The organism is Pseudoduganella umbonata (genome assembly GCF_014192225.1).
In the GTDB taxonomy this organism is placed as follows: Bacteria; Pseudomonadota; Gammaproteobacteria; order Burkholderiales; family Burkholderiaceae_D; genus Rugamonas; species Rugamonas umbonata.
The window spans coordinates 1-16,755 of sequence record NZ_JACHXS010000019.1 but is presented as its reverse complement, the minus strand read 5'-3'; the positions used below and the strand labels follow the sequence as shown (position 1 = coordinate 16,755).

Genomic DNA, 16,755 nt, shown 5'->3' with positions numbered 1-16,755 from the left:
TGATGACCGCAGGCGATCGGCGCGTTATTGCCGTTTCGACACGCTACAATGCCCCTGGTCCGTCACCTCGGGGAGCCCCATGAAACGCACGCTTATCTTCGCCTTGCTGGCGGCTTGCATCAGCGCTGGAACCCTGGCCGCACCGCCGGCTATCAATACCCCGGCTGCTGCGCCCTATCAACGGCAGGCTTATGTCATCCCCCACAAGAAATTCGTGCTGCAGAACGGCCTGACGCTGATCGTGCATGAAGACCACAGCGTGCCGGTGGTCGGCGTGAATATCTGGTACCACGTGGGCTCGCGCAACGAAAAGCGCGGCAAGACCGGCTTTGCGCACCTGTTCGAGCACTTCTTCTTCAACGGCTCGGAAAACCATCCGCACGGCTTCCGCGAAGCGATGGATGACCTGGGTGCCAATAACCGCAACGGCACCACCAATACCGACCGCACCAATTTCTTCGAGGACGTGCCCGTGTCCGCGCTCGAACGCACGCTGTACCTGGAAGCGGACCGGATGGGTTTTCTCGGCAATTACATTTCCAAGGAAATGCTGGAGCGCGAACGGGGCGTGGTGCAGAACGAAAAACGCCAGGGAGAGAACCAGCCGTATGGCCGGGTGCACCTGGAAAAGTCGGCCAAGATGTACCCGTATTCGCATCCCTATTCGTGGCCGGTGATCGGCAGCATGGACGACCTGGCAGCCGCATCGCTGGACGATATCCGCGAGTGGTACCGCACCTATTACGGTCCGAATAACGCGGTCATTTCGCTGGCCGGCGACATCACCCCGGAACGCGCGCTGGCGCTCGTGAAGAAATACTTCGAGTCGATCCCGCCCGGGCCGCCGCTGCCGCGCCTGGAGGCGTGGATTCCGCGGCTCGAGCGCACTGTGCGCGACGAAATGGAAGACCGCGTGCCGCAGGCGCGCATCTACCGCAGCTGGCATGTGCCGGGCTGGCGCGACCGCGACGTGGTGAAGCTCGGCATGGTGTCCGACGTGCTGGCCAATTCGAAAAATGCCCGGCTGAACCGCCGGCTGATCGACGAGAAGAAGCTGGCAACGGGCGTGTCGGCAGGCGTCGACGTCAGCGAACTGTCGAGCACGTTCGACATCGCCGTCACGGTCACGCCCGGTGTCGACCCGGCATTGGTGGAACAGGAACTCGATGCGGTGCTGGCCGAACTGCTGGACAAGGGGCCGACCGCGCCGGAAGTGGCGCGTGTCAAGGCCGGCACGCTGGCGGCATTCGCACGCGGCATCGAACGCCTGGGCGGTTTCGGCGGCCGCTCGGACGTACTGGCCGAAAGCATGACCTATGGCGGCACGCCGGACGCCTACCTGAAGCAGCTCGACACATTGTCCGCCGCCCAGCCAGCCGCGCTGAAGGCGGCCGCGGCGCAATGGTTGCGCGCGCCCTACTACGCAATGACGGTGAAACCGTTCGCCAAGGTGTCCGCGGCGGCCTCCACGGTCGATCGCAAGGTGCTGCCTGCACTCGGTGACGCGCCCGACGTGAAGTTTCCCGCAATGCAGAAGGCCACGCTGTCGAACGGCCTGAAAGTGGTGCTGCTGGAACGCCACTCGGCGCCGATCGTCAACGTGGCGCTGGCGATCGATGCCGGCACGGCGGCCGATACGCCCGAGAAAGCCGGGCTGGCCTCGCTGACGCTGGAATTGCTCGACAAGGGGACCCGCATCGGCAACAAGACACGCGACGCCTACCAGATGTCCGATGCGCTCGAATCGCTGGGTGCGCGCCTGTACACCGGCACGGGCCCGGACATGTCGGCGGTACGGCTGCACGCCACCGCCGCGAACCTGGCGCCATCGCTGGCGCTGCTGGCCGAAGCGGTACTGGCGCCGGCTTTCCCGGCCGACCAGTTCGCGCTGGCAAAGCAGCGCCGGCTGGCCGGCATCGCGCAGGAAAAGGCGCAGCCGAATGCGCTGGCGCTGCGTACCTTGCCCGCCATCCTGTATGGCGCCGGCAGCAGCTACGCGCTGCCCGCTTCGGGCTTCGAAAGCTCGGTGGCGAGCCTTTCGCGTGACGATCTCGTTCGCTGGCATGGCGCATGGTTCCAGCCCGGCAACACGACGATCGTCGTCACCGGCGACACCACGCTGGCGCAGGTGGTGCCGCTGCTGGAAGCGTCGTTCGGCAAGTGGCGGCCCGGCAGCGCTCCCGCGAAAGCTGCCGCCACGGCACCCGCGGCGGCTCCAGCGAAGAAGATCTACCTGATCGACAAGCCCGATGCGCTGCAATCGACCATCCTGGCCGGCCACCTGTCGCTGCCGCCGGGCCAGCCGGAAGACCTGGCGATGGAACCGGTGATGCAGAACTTCGGCGGCATGGCGACGTCCCGCCTGAACCGCAACCTGCGGCTGGACAAGCACTGGAGCTACGGCGGCTTCGGCCGGCTGACCAGCGTGCGCGGCCCGCGCAATTTCTTCACGCTGATCGCCGTGCAGTCGGACAAGACAAAGGAATCGCTGATCGAAGTGAACAAGGAAATCCGCGACATCGCCGGCAAGCGGCCGATCGCCGGCGACGAGTTCACGAGCATCATGCGCAATATGACGTCGCGCCTGGCCGGGCGCTTTGAAACCATCGGTGCGCTGGAATCGGCGGCGCTGGAGACGATCAACCTGGGGCTGCCGGAAGATTACTGGGCGAACTACGCCGCCAATATGCGCGCCTTGCAGGCACCGCAATTGGCCGGCGCCGCCGGCAAATTCATCCGGCCGGACGACGTGGTGTGGCTGGTGGTAGGCGACCTCAAGAAGATCGAGCCGGGAATCCGCGCGCTGGGCTGGGGAGAAATCGTGGTGCTGGATAACGACGGCAACCCGGTGCGGTAAGCGGGCACATTAATGATGATGGGCAATGTTTGCGCCAGATCAAAATGGCGGCTTGCCGGCTGACTAGGATGGCGTTTCCTGCTGGCATTAATAAGCTTCATGCCCAGCAGTATCCGATAACGACAGGGGGAGTATCCATGAACCGCACGCACTGGCAGGCCATTGCCATCCTGATGGGAACGATCGCAACGATGGTCATTGCCGCCGAGTGGCGCTGGGAGCCGGCAAGTGCCGGGAATTACCTCGTCCTCGTGGAGACGAATGCCGCGGCGCCCCCGGACGAGAATGCTGCCAGTGCGGTGCAGCAGCGGCGCTAGCCGCTTTCGTAGTCTGGCGGCAGAAACCCAGGCGAAAAAAAACGGCACCTTGCGGTGCCGTTTTTGTATGCAGCCCGAAGGCTACAAGGAGGATCAGCCTTCGCCGCCCTCGTGGTGCTGTTCGGCCGGGGTTTCCAGCGCTTCCAGCTCCGTGCTCGCCTGGGCTGCGCGCTCGGCTTGCAGCAGGGCGTTGCGTTCTTCCGCTTCCCAGACTTCCTTCTCGCGACGGGCGCGGTGGAAGGCCAGGCCGGTACCGCCAGGGATCAGGCGGCCGACGATCACGTTTTCCTTCAGGCCGCGCAGACCATCGCGCTTGCCCATGATCGCAGCTTCGGTCAGCACGCGGGTGGTTTCCTGGAACGATGCGGCCGAGATGAACGAGTCCGTCGACAGCGATGCCTTGGTAATACCCAGCAGCACGCGCTTTGGTATCCTGTACGTGGCCGGCAGCTTCGCCACGGCATTCATCTTGTCGTTCTCGTCCAGCAGTTCCGAACGTTCCACCTGCTCGCCGACGATGTAATCGGTGTCGCCGGCGTTGGTGATCTGGACGCGGCGCAGCATCTGGCGAACGATCACCTCGATGTGCTTGTCGTTGATCTTCACGCCCTGCAGACGGTACACGTCCTGCACTTCGTCGACGATGTAGCGAGCCAGCGCTTCGATACCCAGCAGGCGCAGGATGTCTTGCGGATCGGCCGGGCCGTCCACGATCATCTCGCCCTTGTTCACCACCTGGCCGTCGTGCACCAGCACCTGCTTGTCCTTCGTGATCAAGAACTCATGCTTGTGGCTGACCATGTCGGTGATTTGCAGGTGCTGATTGCCTTTCGTCTCTTACCGAACGCCACCGTACCGGTGACTTCCGCCAGCATGCCAACATCCTGCGGCGAATGGGTTTCGAACAGTTCGGCAACGCCCGGCAGACTGCTGGCAATGCCGCGGCTGACAGTTAAAAAAAACGGCACCTTTCGGTGCCGTTTTTGTATGCAGCCCGAAGGCTACAAGGAGGATCAGCCTTCGCCGCCCTCGTGGTGCTGTTCGGCCGGGGTTTCCAGCGCTTCCAGCTCCGTGCTCGCCTGGGCTGCGCGCTCGGCTTGCAGCAGGGCGTTGCGTTCTTCCGCTTCCCAGACTTCCTTCTCGCGACGGGCGCGGTGGAAGGCCAGGCCGGTACCGCCAGGGATCAGGCGGCCGACGATCACGTTTTCCTTCAGGCCGCGCAGACCATCGCGCTTGCCCATGATCGCAGCTTCGGTCAGCACGCGCGTGGTTTCCTGGAACGATGCGGCAGAGATGAACGAGTCCGTCGACAGCGATGCCTTGGTAATACCCAGCAGCACGTTTTCGTACGTTGCCGGCAGCTTCGCCACGGCATTCATCTTGTCGTTCTCGTCCAGCAGCTCCGAACGTTCCACCTGCTCGCCGACGATGTAGTCGGTGTCGCCGGCATTGGTGATCTGGACACGGCGCAGCATCTGGCGAACGATCACCTCGATGTGCTTGTCGTTGATCTTCACACCCTGCAGACGGTACACGTCCTGCACTTCGTCGACGATGTAGCGGGCCAGCGCTTCGATACCCAGCAGGCGCAGGATGTCTTGCGGATCGGCCGGGCCGTCCACGATCATCTCGCCCTTGTTCACCACCTGGCCGTCGTGCACCAGCACCTGCTTGTCCTTCGTGATCAGGAACTCGTGCTTGTTGCCGTCCATGTCGGTGATTTCCAGGCGCTGCTTGCCCTTCGTCTCCTTACCGAACGCCACCGTACCGGTGACTTCCGCCAGCATGCCGGCGTCTTTCGGCGAACGTGCTTCGAACAGTTCGGCAACGCGCGGCAGACCACCGGTAATGTCGCGGGTCTTCTGCGATTCGGTCGGGATACGTGCCAGCACTTCACCCACCGACACCTGCTGGCCATCCTTCACCATGATCAGCGCGCCGACCTGGAAGCCGATCGCCACGGCGTGTTCGGTGCCGGCGATCTTCACTTCCGCGCCTTCTTCGTTCAGCAGTTTCACCTGCGGACGAACGGTCTTCGTCAGCGAACCGCGGCGCTTCGCGTCGATCACGACGAGCGTTGCCAGACCGGTCACTTCGTCCACCTGGCGAGCCACGGTCACGCCTTCTTCGACGTTCTCGAAACGCACGGTACCGGCGTATTCCGTAATGATCGGACGGGTCAGCGGATCCCACGTTGCCAGCGGCACGCCGGCCTTGATGGTCATGCCATCCTTGACGATCAGCGTGGCGCCATACGGCACCTTGTGGCGCTCGCGCTCACGGCCATGGTCGTCCGTGATCAGCACTTCGCCGGAACGCGAAATGACGATCTGGGCGCCCTTGCCGTTGGTGACGTAACGCATCGTGGCGGTGAAGCGCACGGTGCCGTTCGACTTGGCTTCGACGGACGAGGCCACGGCTGCGCGCGATGCCGCACCACCGATGTGGAACGTACGCATCGTCAGCTGGGTACCCGGCTCGCCGATCGACTGTGCCGCCACCACACCGACGGCTTCGCCGGTGTTGACCAGCTGGCCGCGGCCCAGGTCGCGGCCGTAGCACTTCGCGCACAGGCCGAAACGGGTGTCGCAGGTCAGCGGCGTGCGGACCTTGACTTCGTCGATGCCCATGCGTTCGATGTCTTCGACCATGTCTTCGTCCAGCAGCGTGCCGGCTTCGTACACGGTTTCCTGGGTTTCAGGATTGACCACGTCGTTGTTCGCCACGCGGCCCAGGATACGGTCGCGCAGTGCCTCGATGACTTCACCGCCTTCGACCATCGCCTTCATCAGCGTGCCGTTTGAGGTGCCGCAATCGTCTTCGATCACGACCAGATCCTGCGTCACGTCGACCAGGCGGCGCGTCAGGTAACCCGAGTTTGCCGTCTTCAGTGCCGTATCCGCCAGGCCTTTACGAGCGCCGTGGGTCGAGATGAAGTACTGCAGAACGTTCAGGCCTTCGCGGAAGTTCGCGGTAATCGGCGTTTCGATAATGGAACCGTCCGGCTTCGCCATCAGGCCGCGCATACCGGCCAGCTGGCGAATCTGCGCTGCGGAACCGCGGGCGCCCGAGTCGGCCATCATGTAAATCGCGTTGAACGATTCCTGCGTGGTGTTGGTGCCGTCGCGCTTGACGACGTCTTCCACCTTCAGCTGGTCCATCATCGCCTTGCCGACTTCGTCCGAGGTCTTGCCCCAGATGTCGACGACCTTGTTGTAGCGCTCGCCCGCGGTCACCAGACCGGAAGCGTACTGCTGTTCGATCTGCTTCACTTCCGACTCGGCGGTCGCGATCAGCGTCTTCTTCTCCAGCGGCACCAGCATGTCGTCCACGCAGATCGAGATACCGGCGCGGGTTGCCAGGCGGAAGCCCGACTGCATCAGCTGGTCGGCGAACACCACGGTGGCGCGCAGGCCGCACTTGCGGAACGACGTGTTGATCAGCTTCGAGATCTCTTTCTTCTTCAGCGGGCGGTTCAGCACGCTGAACGGCAGGCCTTTCGGCAGGATCTCGGACAGGATCGCGCGGCCGACCGTCGTTTCATAACGGGTCAGCGTGCGGACGAACTCGCCCGTCGCCGGATCGCGTGGATTCTCGACGATACGCACGGTGATGCGGGTGGCCAGCTCGACTTCCTTGTTGTCGTACGCGCGGATCACTTCCGACACGTCCGGGAACAGCATGCCTTCGCCCTTGGCGTTGATCGCCTCGCGGGTCGCGTAGTACAGACCCAGCACGATATCCTGGGACGGCACGATCGACGGTTCGCCGTTCGATGGGAACAGGATGTTGTTCGACGCCAGCATCAGCGTGCGCGCTTCCATCTGTGCCTCGATCGACAGCGGCACGTGGACTGCCATCTGGTCACCGTCGAAGTCGGCGTTGAACGCGGCGCAGACCAGCGGGTGCAGCTGGATGGCCTTGCCTTCGATCAGTACCGGCTCGAATGCCTGGATACCCAGGCGGTGCAGCGTCGGCGCACGGTTCAGCATGATCGGGTGTTCGCGGATCACGTCTTCCAGGATGTCCCAGACGACCGGCTCCTGCTGCTCGACCAGCTTCTTGGCGGCCTTGATCGTGGTCGCCAGACCCATCAGTTCCAGCTTGTTGAAGATGAACGGCTTGAACAGCTCGAGGGCCATCAGCTTCGGCAGGCCGCACTGGTGCAGTTTCAGCTGCGGACCCACCACGATGACCGAACGGCCCGAGTAGTCGACGCGCTTGCCCAGCAAGTTCTGGCGGAAACGGCCGCCCTTGCCCTTGATCATTTCAGCCAGCGACTTCAGCGGACGCTTGTTGGCGCCAGTCATCGCCTTGCCGCGACGGCCGTTGTCCAGCAGCGAGTCCACTGCTTCCTGCAGCATGCGCTTTTCGTTACGCGTAATGATTTCCGGTGCGCGCAGTTCCATCAGGCGCTTCAGGCGGTTATTACGGTTGATGACGCGGCGATACAGGTCGTTCAGGTCGGACGTGGCGAAACGGCCGCCATCCAGCGGGACCAGCGGACGCAGTTCCGGCGGCAGCACCGGCAGCACTTCCATGATCATCCAGTCCGGCTTGATGCCGGAACGCTGGAACGCTTCCAGCACTTTCAGGCGCTTGGCGTATTTCTTGATCTTCGCTTCGGACTTCGATTCCTTCAGTTCCACGCGCAGCGTTTCGGCATCGCGGTGGATGTCGATCGAGCGCAGCAGTTCACGGATGCCCTCGGCACCCATGAAGGCGGTGAAGTCGTCGCCGTACTCTTCGTACTTGGCGGCGTAGTCGTCTTCCGACATGATCTGGCACTTCTTCAGCGGCGTCATGCCCGGATCGGTCACGACATATGCCTCGAAGTACAGCACGCGTTCGATATCGCGCAGCGTCATGTCCAGCACCATGCCCAGGCGCGACGGCAGCGACTTCAGGAACCAGATGTGGGCGACCGGCGAAGCCAGTTCGATGTGGCCCATGCGCTCGCGGCGCACCTTGGCCAGCGTGACTTCCACGCCGCACTTTTCGCAGATCACGCCGCGGTGCTTCAGGCGCTTGTACTTGCCGCACAGGCACTCGTAGTCCTTGATCGGGCCAAAGATCTTGGCGCAGAACAGGCCATCACGCTCGGGCTTGAAGGTACGGTAGTTGATGGTTTCCGGCTTCTTGACTTCGCCGTAGGACCACGAACGGATTTTTTCAGGCGAGGCGAGACCGATCTTGATCGCGTCGAAGGTCTCGTTCGTCTGTACTTGCTTGAATAAATCGAGCAGGGCTTTCATGTATCACTCCAGGTAGTGATGAATTCTTGAAGTTGCCCGACCAGCCAGGCTGGTCGGGCGGCGTGCGGCTTAGGTGCGTTCCAGGTCGATGTCGATACCCAGGGAACGGATTTCCTTCACCAGCACGTTGAACGATTCCGGCATGCCGGCCTCGATCACGTGATCGCCCTTGACGAGGTTTTCGTACACTTTGGTACGGCCATTCACGTCATCGGACTTCACGGTCAGCATTTCCTGCAGCACGTACGATGCGCCGTACGCTTCCAGTGCCCACACCTCCATCTCACCGAAGCGCTGGCCGCCGAACTGGGCTTTACCACCCAGCGGCTGCTGCGTCACCAGCGAGTACGGGCCGGTCGAGCGGGCGTGCATCTTGTCGTCGACCAGGTGGTGCAGCTTCAGCATGTGCATCACGCCCACGGTGACCTTGCGCTCGAATGCTTCGCCGGTGCGGCCGTCGTACATCGTGACCTGGTTCTTGGACGGGGTCATGCCCAGCTTCGCGGCGATGTCGTCCGGATACGCCAGGTCCAGCATGCGGCGGATTTCCGATTCGTGCGCACCGTCGAACACCGGCGTCGCGAACGGCACACCCTTCTTCAGGTTGGCCGCCAGCTTCATGATCTCGTCGTCGGACAGCGAGGCGATGTCTTCCTTGGCGCCGGACTCGTTGTACACGGTCGTCAGGTACTTGCGCATCTCTTCGACCTTGATCTGCTGTGCCAGCATTTCGCCGATACGGATGCCCAGGCCCTTCGCTGCCCAGCCCAGGTGGGTCTCGAGGATCTGACCCACGTTCATACGGGACGGAACACCCAGCGGGTTCAGCACCACGTCCGCCGGCGTACCGTCGGCCATGTATGGCATGTCTTCCACCGGCACGATGCGCGACACCACACCCTTGTTACCGTGGCGGCCCGCCATCTTGTCGCCCGACTGCAGGCGGCGCTTGACGGCCAGGTAGACCTTGACCATCTTCTGCACGCCAGGCTGCAGTTCGTCGCCCTGCGTCAGCTTCTTGCGCTTCTCTTCGAAGGCCAGGTCGAACTGGTGGCGCTTCTCGTTGATCGATTCCTTGATCGCTTCCAGCGCGGTCGCCGCATCGTCGTCCGCCGGGCGGATGTCGAACCAGTGGTACTTGTCCAGGTCGGCCAGGTATTCCTTGGTGATCGCGGCACCCTTCGCCAGCTTCTTCGGACCGCCGTTGACGACTTTACCGATCAGCATCTTTTCCAGACGCTGGAAGGCATCGCCTTCGACGATGCGCATCTGGTCGTTCAGGTCCAGGCGGTAGCGCTTCAGCTCGTCGTCGATGATCTGCTGGGCACGCTTGTCGCGCGGGATGCCTTCACGGGTGAACACTTGCACGTCGATCACGGTACCGACCATGCCCGACGGCACGCGCAGCGACGTGTCTTTCACGTCGGACGCTTTTTCGCCGAAGATCGCGCGCAGCAGCTTTTCTTCCGGCGTCAGTTGCGTTTCGCCCTTCGGCGTCACTTTACCGACCAGCGTGTCGCCGGCCTGCACTTCGGCGCCGATGTACACGATGCCCGATTCGTCCAGGCGGGCCAGCTGGTTTTCCGCCAGGTTCGAGATGTCGCGGGTGATTTCTTCGGCACCCAGCTTGGTGTCGCGAGCGACCACGGACAGTTCTTCGATGTGGATCGAGGTGTAACGGTCGTCCTTGACGACGTTTTCCGAGATCAGGATCGAATCCTCGAAGTTCAGGCCGTTCCATGGCATGAAGGCCACGGTCATGTTCTGGCCCAGTGCCAGCTCGCCCAGGTCGGTCGATGCGCCGTCGGCGATCACGTCGCCCTTGGCCACGCGGTCGCCCACTTGCACGATCGGACGCTGGTTGATGTTGGTGTTCTGGTTCGAACGGGTGTACTTGATCAGGTTGTAGATGTCCACGCCGACTTCACCGGCTTGCGCCTCTTCGTCGTTGACGCGGATCACCACGCGGCCTGCATCGATGTAGTCCACCACGCCGCCACGCAGCGCCTGCACGGTGGTGCCGGAGTCGACTGCCACGGTGCGTTCGATACCGGTACCGACCAGCGCCTTTTCCGGGCGCAGGCAAGGCACGGCCTGGCGCTGCATGTTGGCGCCCATCAGTGCACGGTTCGCGTCATCGTGTTCCAGGAACGGAATCAGCGAGGCTGCCACGGAAACGATCTGGCCCGGTGCGACGTCCATGTACTGGATGCGCTCAGGGGAAACCAGGATGGTTTCGCCGGCTTCGCGGGCCGACACCAGTTCGTCGTCCAGCTGGCCTTCTTCATTGATGCGGGCGTTCGCCTGCGCAATGATGTAGCGGCCTTCTTCGATCGCCGACAGGTAATCGATCTTGTCGGTGACCTTGGAATTCTCGACCTTGCGGTACGGGGTTTCCAGGAAGCCGTATTCGTTCAGGCGGGCATACAGTGCCAGCGAGTTGATCAGGCCGATGTTCGGGCCTTCCGGCGTTTCGATCGGGCACACGCGGCCGTAGTGGGTCGGGTGCACGTCGCGCACCTCGAAGCCGGCGCGTTCACGCGTCAGACCGCCCGGGCCCAGTGCGGAAACACGGCGCTTGTGAGTGATCTCGGACAGCGGGTTGGTCTGGTCCATGAACTGCGACAGCTGCGACGAACCGAAGAATTCGCGGATCGCGGCCGAAATCGGCTTGCTGTTGATCAGGTCATGCGGCATCAGGTTGTCCGCTTCGGCCTGGCCGAGGCGTTCCTTGACGGCGCGTTCCACGCGCACCAGGCCGGCGCGGAACTGGTTTTCGGCCAGTTCGCCCACGCAGCGCACGCGGCGGTTACCCAGGTGATCGATATCGTCGACTTCGCCGCGGCCATTGCGCAGCTCGACGAGGATCTTGATCACGGCCAGCACGTCTTCGTTGGCCAGCGTCATTGCGCCGGTCAGTTCGTCACGGCCGATGCGGCGGTTGAACTTCATGCGGCCGACGGCGGACAGGTCGTAGCGGTCGGCGCTGTAGAACAGGCCGTTGAACAGCGCTTCCACCGATTCTTCGGTCGGCGGTTCGCCAGGACGCATCATGCGGTAGATCGCGACGCGGGCGGCGTTCTGGTCGGCCGTGTCGTCGATGCGCAGCGTCTGCGAAATGTAGGCACCCTGGTCCAGGTCGTTGGTGTACAGCGTCTGGATGGCGGAGATGTTGGCGTCGCGCAGGCGGTTCAGCAGCTCTTCGGTCAGCTCGTCGTTGGCCGAGGCCACCACTTCGCCCGTTTCCGGATCGACGATGTTCTTGGCCAGCACGCGGCCCAGCAGGTAGTCTTCCGGCACGGAGATGTGAGCGATACCGGCAGCTTCGATTTCACGCACGTGCTTGGCGTTGATACGCTTGTCCTTCGTGACGATCGTCTTGCCATCCTTCGGATTGACGATGTCGAAGCGCGCGACTTCGCCGCGCAGGCGTTCGGCCACGAACTCGAGTTCGCCGCCTTCCGAGCGCAGGTTGAAGTTGTCGAACACGAAGAAGTTCGCCAGGATCTGTTCCGGCGTCATGCCGATGGCCTTCAGCAGGATCGATACCGGCATCTTGCGGCGACGGTCGACGCGGAAGTACAGGATGTCCTTCGGGTCGAACTCGAAGTCCAGCCACGAGCCGCGGTAAGGAATGATACGGGCCGAGAACAGCAGCTTGCCGGACGAGTGCGTCTTGCCGCGGTCGTGTTCGAAGAACACGCCCGGGGAACGGTGCAGCTGCGACACGATGACACGCTCGGTGCCGTTGATCACGAACGAACCGGTGGTCGTCATCAGGGGCAGTTCGCCCATGTAGACTTCCTGTTCCTTCATTTCCTTGACGACCGGCTTGGTCGGCGATTCCTTGTCCAGGATCACCAGGCGCACTTTCGCACGCAGCGGGGAAGCGAAGGTCAGGCCACGGAGCTGGCACTCTTTCACGTCGAAGGCGGGGTCGCCCAGCACGTAGGACAGGAACTCCAGGCGTGCAAAGCCGTTGTGCGAAACGATCGGGAAGATGGAAGTAAAGGCCGATTGCAGGCCTTCGTTCTTGCGGGTTGCCACCGGAGTGTGCTCTTGCAAGAAGTTTTCGTACGACTCGAGCTGGGTCGCCAGCAGGAACGGAACGTTGTGGACGTTGGCGCGCTTCGCGAATGATTTGCGGATGCGCTTCTTCTCAGTAAATGAGTAGTGCATGGACACTCCGTGAGTGACAGGAAAGGGTAGAAAATTCAGGTTTCGGCTTGTATGCTTGCAATCGGTGGAAACCGAACGGCACTCAGGCGAAACCTCAAGGCACTACCATCTCGTGTCGGGACTAGGTACTGGGACGAGGGATACTGCTTTAAACAGTGTTGCTAAACTGGTATTGCTAAAACTGGTACTACTAAACTGGTGCTACTAAAACTGATGTTGCTAAACTGCTTCTGGTAACTGCTGCTGCTAAATACTGCAGGGACGACAAAGGAGCCAAAGCCGGCCCTCCCCCTTCAAGAGGGAGGGCCTGGGCTTTGGCTCGGGCGCTAAATAGTACCGGCGCCTATGATACTAAATTACTTCAGGTCGGCCTTGGCGCCAGCATCTTCCAGCTTCTTCTTGCCGGCTTCTGCGTCAGCTTTCGACAGGGCTTCTTTCACGGTCTTCGGTGCGCCGTCAACCACGTCTTTGGCTTCTTTCAGGCCCAGACCGGTGATTTCGCGAACTGCCTTGATGACGCCGACTTTGTTCGCGCCGACTTCGGTCAGCACCAGGTTGAACTCGGTCTGCTCTTCAACAGCAGCAGCAGCAGCGCCGCCGCCAGCTGCCGGAGCTGCCATTGCAGCTGCCGACACGCCGAACTTCTCTTCGAATGCCTTGACCAGGTCGTTCAGGTCCATCACGGACATTTCGGACACTGCGTTCAGGATATCGTCTTTGCTAATTGCCATTTGAAACTCCTAATTGATTTGTATGCTACAGATTGATTACTTGACGAGAACGTTTGGCAATTAAGCCGCTGCGGTTTCTTCGGCTGCCGGAGCAGCTTCGGAGCCTTCGCTCTTCTTGGCTGCCAGTGCAGCCAGACCACGTGCAAAGCCGGAAACCGGTGCCAGCATGACGCCCAACAGCTGCGAGATGAGGACTTCACGGCTCGGGATGCTTGCCAGTGCAGTCACGCCAGCTACGTCGAGCTGCTTGCCTGCATAGTTACCTGCCTTGACGACCAGCTTGTCGTTGGTTTTGGCGAAGTCGTTGATGACTTTCGCTGCTGCCACGGCATCATCCGAGATCGAGTAGATCAGCGGACCGGTCATTGCATCGGCCAGGTTGGCGAACTGCGTGCCTTCGACAGAGCGACGAGCCAGCGTGTTCTTCAGAACACGCAGGTACACGCCCTGGGCACGCGCGGTTGCACGGAGTTTCGTCAAGTGAGCAACCTGGATGCCACGGTACTCAGCCACGACGATCGTTTGCGCAGATGCTACTTTTGCGGAAACTTCGGCGACAACGGCCTTTTTGTCATTCAGATTGAGACCCACGGTCAATCTCCTTGTGAGATGCAGAATAATTTCCGCATCGGTTTCGAACAACGGCGTCCGAGGTTAGGAGTCCAATGGACTGCAAAACTTGTTCGGGTACACCATCTGCGTTGGGAACGGGTGTTACCCCGACTATTAACCCGGTGCCTGCCTGCTGCACTGAGCCCAACGGTCTTTGATTGCCTGGCGAACCCTTGCGGATCCACCAGCCCAAAGATCTGCCCCACGCCTGCTTCAGTTACCTGGCAGGCCCGAGGACTTAATACTGTACTTAAGCAGCCAGCGTGCCGTGATCGACACGGACGCCTGCGCCCATCGTCGACGACAGCGAGACCTTGCGCAGGTACACGCCTTTCGACGAGGCCGGCTTGGCCTTGTTCAGGGCTTCGATCAGAGCGACCAGGTTGGTCTTCAGATCGGCATCGCTGAACGATTTACGGCCGATGGTCGCGTGGATGATACCGGCCTTGTCGGTACGGTATTGCACTTGACCAGCTTTCGCGTTCTTGACGGCGGTAGCGACGTCAGGCGTCACGGTGCCGACTTTCGGGTTCGGCATCAGGCCGCGCGGGCCCAGGATCTGGCCCAGGGTACCGACGATACGCATGGTGTCCGGCGAAGCGATCACGATGTCGAACGGCATGTCGCCGGCCTTCACGCGTTCTGCCAGGTCTTCCATGCCGACCACGTCGGCGCCAGCTGCGCGTGCAGCTTCAGCCTTGTCGCCGGAAGCGAACACGGCCACGCGGACGGTCTTGCCGGTGCCTGCTGGCAGCACGACGGAGCCACGCACCACTTGATCCGACTTCTTCGGGTCCACGCCCAGCTGGACGGACACGTCGATCGATTCGTTGAACTTGGCGGTAGCCAGTTCCTTGATCAGGGTGACAGCGTTGTCGAAAGCGTACACCTTGGTACGGTCTACTTTAGCCTTGATGGCTTGAGCGCGTTTGGACAGTTTTGCCATGATTAGAAGCCCTCAACGGTGATGCCCATCGAACGTGCGGAGCCAGCGATGGTGCGCACTGCGGCTTCCATGTCGGCGGCGGTCAGGTCCGGGGTTTTCAGTTTAGCGATTTCTTCCGCTTGAGCGCGGGTCAGCGTGCCGACCTTGTCGGTGTGCGGCTTCGGAGAGCCTTTTTGCACGCCCGAGTGCTTCTTGATCAGGAAGGTTGCCGGCGGGGTCTTCATCACGAAGGTGAAGGACTTGTCCGCGAAGGCGGTGATCACCACCGGAATCGGCATGCCTGGTTCCAGGCCCTGGGTCTGCGCGTTGAACGCCTTGCAGAATTCCATGATGTTCAGGCCGCGCTGACCCAGTGCCGGGCCGATCGGAGGAGACGGGTTTGCCTTACCAGCTGGTACTTGCAGCTTGATAAAGCCAATGATTTTCTTTGCCATGATGGCTTTCCTATCGTTGGATTTGAGTGGTAGCGCCCCGCCGATACTGACTGGCAGGGCTCCTCGTACGGATTGAACGCTCCGTTAGGCGGGAAGCAGGTCAGACCTTCTCGACCTGCCCGAATTCGAGTTCGACGGGAGTGGCTCGGCCGAAGATGGTGACCGAGACGCGCACTTTGGACTTCTCGTAGTTGACTTCCTCGACGTTGCCGTTGAAGTCGGTGAACGGGCCATCCTTGATGCGGACTTGCTCGCCCACTTCGTACAGCACTTTCGGCCGCGGCTTCTCGACGCCTTCCTGCATCTGCGTCATGATCTTTTCGATCTCGCGGGCCGGAATCGGCGTCGGCTTGTTCGACTTGCCGCCGATGAAACCGGTGACCTTGGCGGTGTTCTTCACCAGGTGCCAGGTCTCGTCCGTCATTTCCATTTCCACCAGCACGTAGCCCGGGAAGAAACGGCGTTCGGTCACGGATTTCTGACCGTTCTTTACTTCGACAACCTCTTCAGTCGGCACCAGGATCTGGCCAAACTGGTCTTGCATGCCCGCGCGTTCGACACGCTCGGTCAGGGCACGCTGCACGCTTTTCTCCATGCCGGAATAAGCATGCACGACGTACCAGCGCTTATTGCTGACCGGTACGCTGACAGGAGCGGCCGCGTCCTGCGCCGGCGCGTCGCCTGGCACAGGAACATCGGTTGCGTCGTCTTGCACGTTATCGCTCATTTAGTTTTTCCAGCCAAGAATCAAATCGTACAACAGGAATTCAAGCAGCTTATCCGTTCCCCACAGGAACATCGCCATCACCACCACGAAGGCGAACACGGTCAGAGTGATCTGCGTTGCTTCTTTACGCGTAGGCCAGACGACTTTCTTGGTTTCGCGAACGGCTTCTTTCGAGAAATTGATGAAATCGCGACCAGAGGTGGAGGTGTAGGCAATGCCGACGGAAATAAGCAAACCAACCACAAGCGCAGCTGCCCGCACCAGGGTTGGTTGACCTGCCAGGTAGAAGAACCCGACTACGCCTGCAATCGCTGCAACCACCGCGAGCACGACTTTCAGCTTGTCGCCGCTCGTGCTAACGGTTTGCACGGATTGATTAGACATTCGTTTTTACTTTCGGTGCCCTGCACCAGAATTCGGTGGCAGGGGCGGAGGGCATCGAACCCCCAACCTTCGGTTTTGGAGACCGACGCTCTGCCAATTGAGCTACGCCCCTACGTAAAACTTACAGTGGAATCCGTAATTCTAGCACCCAACTTTGTTGGGTGCCAGCATTACTTGGCGGACTCTTTACTACTAATTAGCCCAGAATCTTGGCTACCACACCCGCGCCGACGGTACGGCCGCCTTCACGGATTGCGAAACGCAGGCCTTCTTCCATCGCGATCGGGGAGATCAGCTTGACGGTGATCGACAC

General features: G+C 61.4%; 11 protein-coding genes, 1 tRNA gene and 1 pseudogene. 2 read left to right on the top strand and 11 right to left on the bottom strand.

The features are described from left to right. Positions 1-79 precede the first annotated feature (79 nt). A complete protein-coding gene (locus FHS02_RS30545; RefSeq protein WP_137315708.1) occupies positions 80-2,857 on the top strand; it encodes a M16 family metallopeptidase in 2,778 nt (925 codons plus the stop codon). A gap of 137 nt (positions 2,858-2,994) precedes the next feature. Then, positions 2,995-3,174, top strand: coding sequence for a hypothetical protein (locus FHS02_RS30540; protein WP_137315707.1), 180 nt, complete (start codon positions 2,995-2,997; stop codon positions 3,172-3,174). Positions 3,175-3,267: 93 nt separating this feature from the next. On the opposite strand, the pseudogene FHS02_RS30535 reads toward FHS02_RS30540, so the two are convergent. From FHS02_RS30535 to FHS02_RS30485, 11 genes and pseudogenes are all read right to left on the bottom strand, one after another. After that, positions 3,268-4,112 (bottom strand): annotated as a pseudogene (locus tag FHS02_RS30535) (DNA-directed RNA polymerase subunit beta'); the annotation flags it as partial. Positions 4,113-4,187: 75 nt separating this feature from the next. Then, positions 4,188-8,429 (bottom strand): DNA-directed RNA polymerase subunit beta', encoded by a 4,242-nt coding sequence (rpoC, locus tag FHS02_RS30530; protein ID WP_137315706.1) that lies wholly within the window; start codon positions 8,427-8,429, stop codon positions 4,188-4,190. Between the two features lie 69 nt (positions 8,430-8,498). Continuing rightward, a complete protein-coding gene (rpoB, locus tag FHS02_RS30525; RefSeq protein ID WP_137315705.1) occupies positions 8,499-12,608 on the bottom strand; it encodes a DNA-directed RNA polymerase subunit beta in 4,110 nt (1,369 codons plus the stop codon). Positions 12,609-12,964: 356 nt separating this feature from the next. Beyond that, positions 12,965-13,339 carry a 50S ribosomal protein L7/L12 gene (rplL, locus tag FHS02_RS30520; protein ID WP_130186596.1) on the bottom strand — a complete coding sequence of 125 codons (375 nt, stop codon included), beginning with the start codon at positions 13,337-13,339 and terminating at the stop codon, positions 12,965-12,967. A 60-nt stretch (positions 13,340-13,399) separates the two neighbouring features. Continuing rightward, a complete protein-coding gene (rplJ, locus tag FHS02_RS30515; protein ID WP_131149375.1) occupies positions 13,400-13,930 on the bottom strand; it encodes a 50S ribosomal protein L10 in 531 nt (176 codons plus the stop codon). 271 nt (positions 13,931-14,201) lie between these two features. Beyond that, positions 14,202-14,897, bottom strand: a complete 696-nt coding sequence (rplA, locus tag FHS02_RS30510) for a 50S ribosomal protein L1 (RefSeq protein ID WP_137315704.1) — start codon at positions 14,895-14,897, stop codon at positions 14,202-14,204. 2 nt (positions 14,898-14,899) lie between these two features. Beyond that, on the bottom strand, positions 14,900-15,331 hold the full coding sequence (rplK, locus tag FHS02_RS30505) for a 50S ribosomal protein L11 (protein WP_130186598.1): 432 nt from the start codon (positions 15,329-15,331) through the stop codon (positions 14,900-14,902). Positions 15,332-15,431: 100 nt separating this feature from the next. Then, positions 15,432-16,058 (bottom strand): transcription termination/antitermination protein NusG, encoded by a 627-nt coding sequence (nusG, locus tag FHS02_RS30500; RefSeq protein WP_131148136.1) that lies wholly within the window; start codon positions 16,056-16,058, stop codon positions 15,432-15,434. Then, the gene (gene secE / locus FHS02_RS30495; protein WP_137315703.1) at positions 16,059-16,442 is read right to left on the bottom strand and encodes a preprotein translocase subunit SecE; all 384 of its coding nucleotides are present in this window, start codon (positions 16,440-16,442) and stop codon (positions 16,059-16,061) included. Between the two features lie 36 nt (positions 16,443-16,478). Beyond that, positions 16,479-16,554, bottom strand: a tRNA-Trp gene (locus FHS02_RS30490). 84 nt (positions 16,555-16,638) lie between these two features. After that, on the bottom strand, positions 16,639-16,755 hold a 117-nt coding region (locus tag FHS02_RS30485), incomplete at its 5' end, for an EF-Tu C-terminal domain-related protein (RefSeq protein WP_503826885.1).

What these genes read in the sequence shown, in the direction of transcription:
- rpoB (WP_137315705.1), bottom strand. Translation starts at nt 12,608, where the DNA reads ATGCACTACTCATTTACTGAGAAGAAGCGCATCCGCAAATCATTCGCG.
- FHS02_RS30545 (WP_137315708.1), top strand. Translation starts at nt 80, where the DNA reads ATGAAACGCACGCTTATCTTCGCCTTGCTGGCGGCTTGCATCAGCGCT.
- rplK (WP_130186598.1), bottom strand. Translation starts at nt 15,331, where the DNA reads ATGGCAAAGAAAATCATTGGCTTTATCAAGCTGCAAGTACCAGCTGGT.
- nusG (WP_131148136.1), bottom strand. Translation starts at nt 16,058, where the DNA reads ATGAGCGATAACGTGCAAGACGACGCAACCGATGTTCCTGTGCCAGGC.
- rplA (WP_137315704.1), bottom strand. Translation starts at nt 14,897, where the DNA reads ATGGCAAAACTGTCCAAACGCGCTCAAGCCATCAAGGCTAAAGTAGAC.
- secE (WP_137315703.1), bottom strand. Translation starts at nt 16,442, where the DNA reads ATGTCTAATCAATCCGTGCAAACCGTTAGCACGAGCGGCGACAAGCTG.
- FHS02_RS30540 (WP_137315707.1), top strand. Translation starts at nt 2,995, where the DNA reads ATGAACCGCACGCACTGGCAGGCCATTGCCATCCTGATGGGAACGATC.
- rpoC (WP_137315706.1), bottom strand. Translation starts at nt 8,429, where the DNA reads ATGAAAGCCCTGCTCGATTTATTCAAGCAAGTACAGACGAACGAGACC.
- rplL (WP_130186596.1), bottom strand. Translation starts at nt 13,339, where the DNA reads ATGGCAATTAGCAAAGACGATATCCTGAACGCAGTGTCCGAAATGTCC.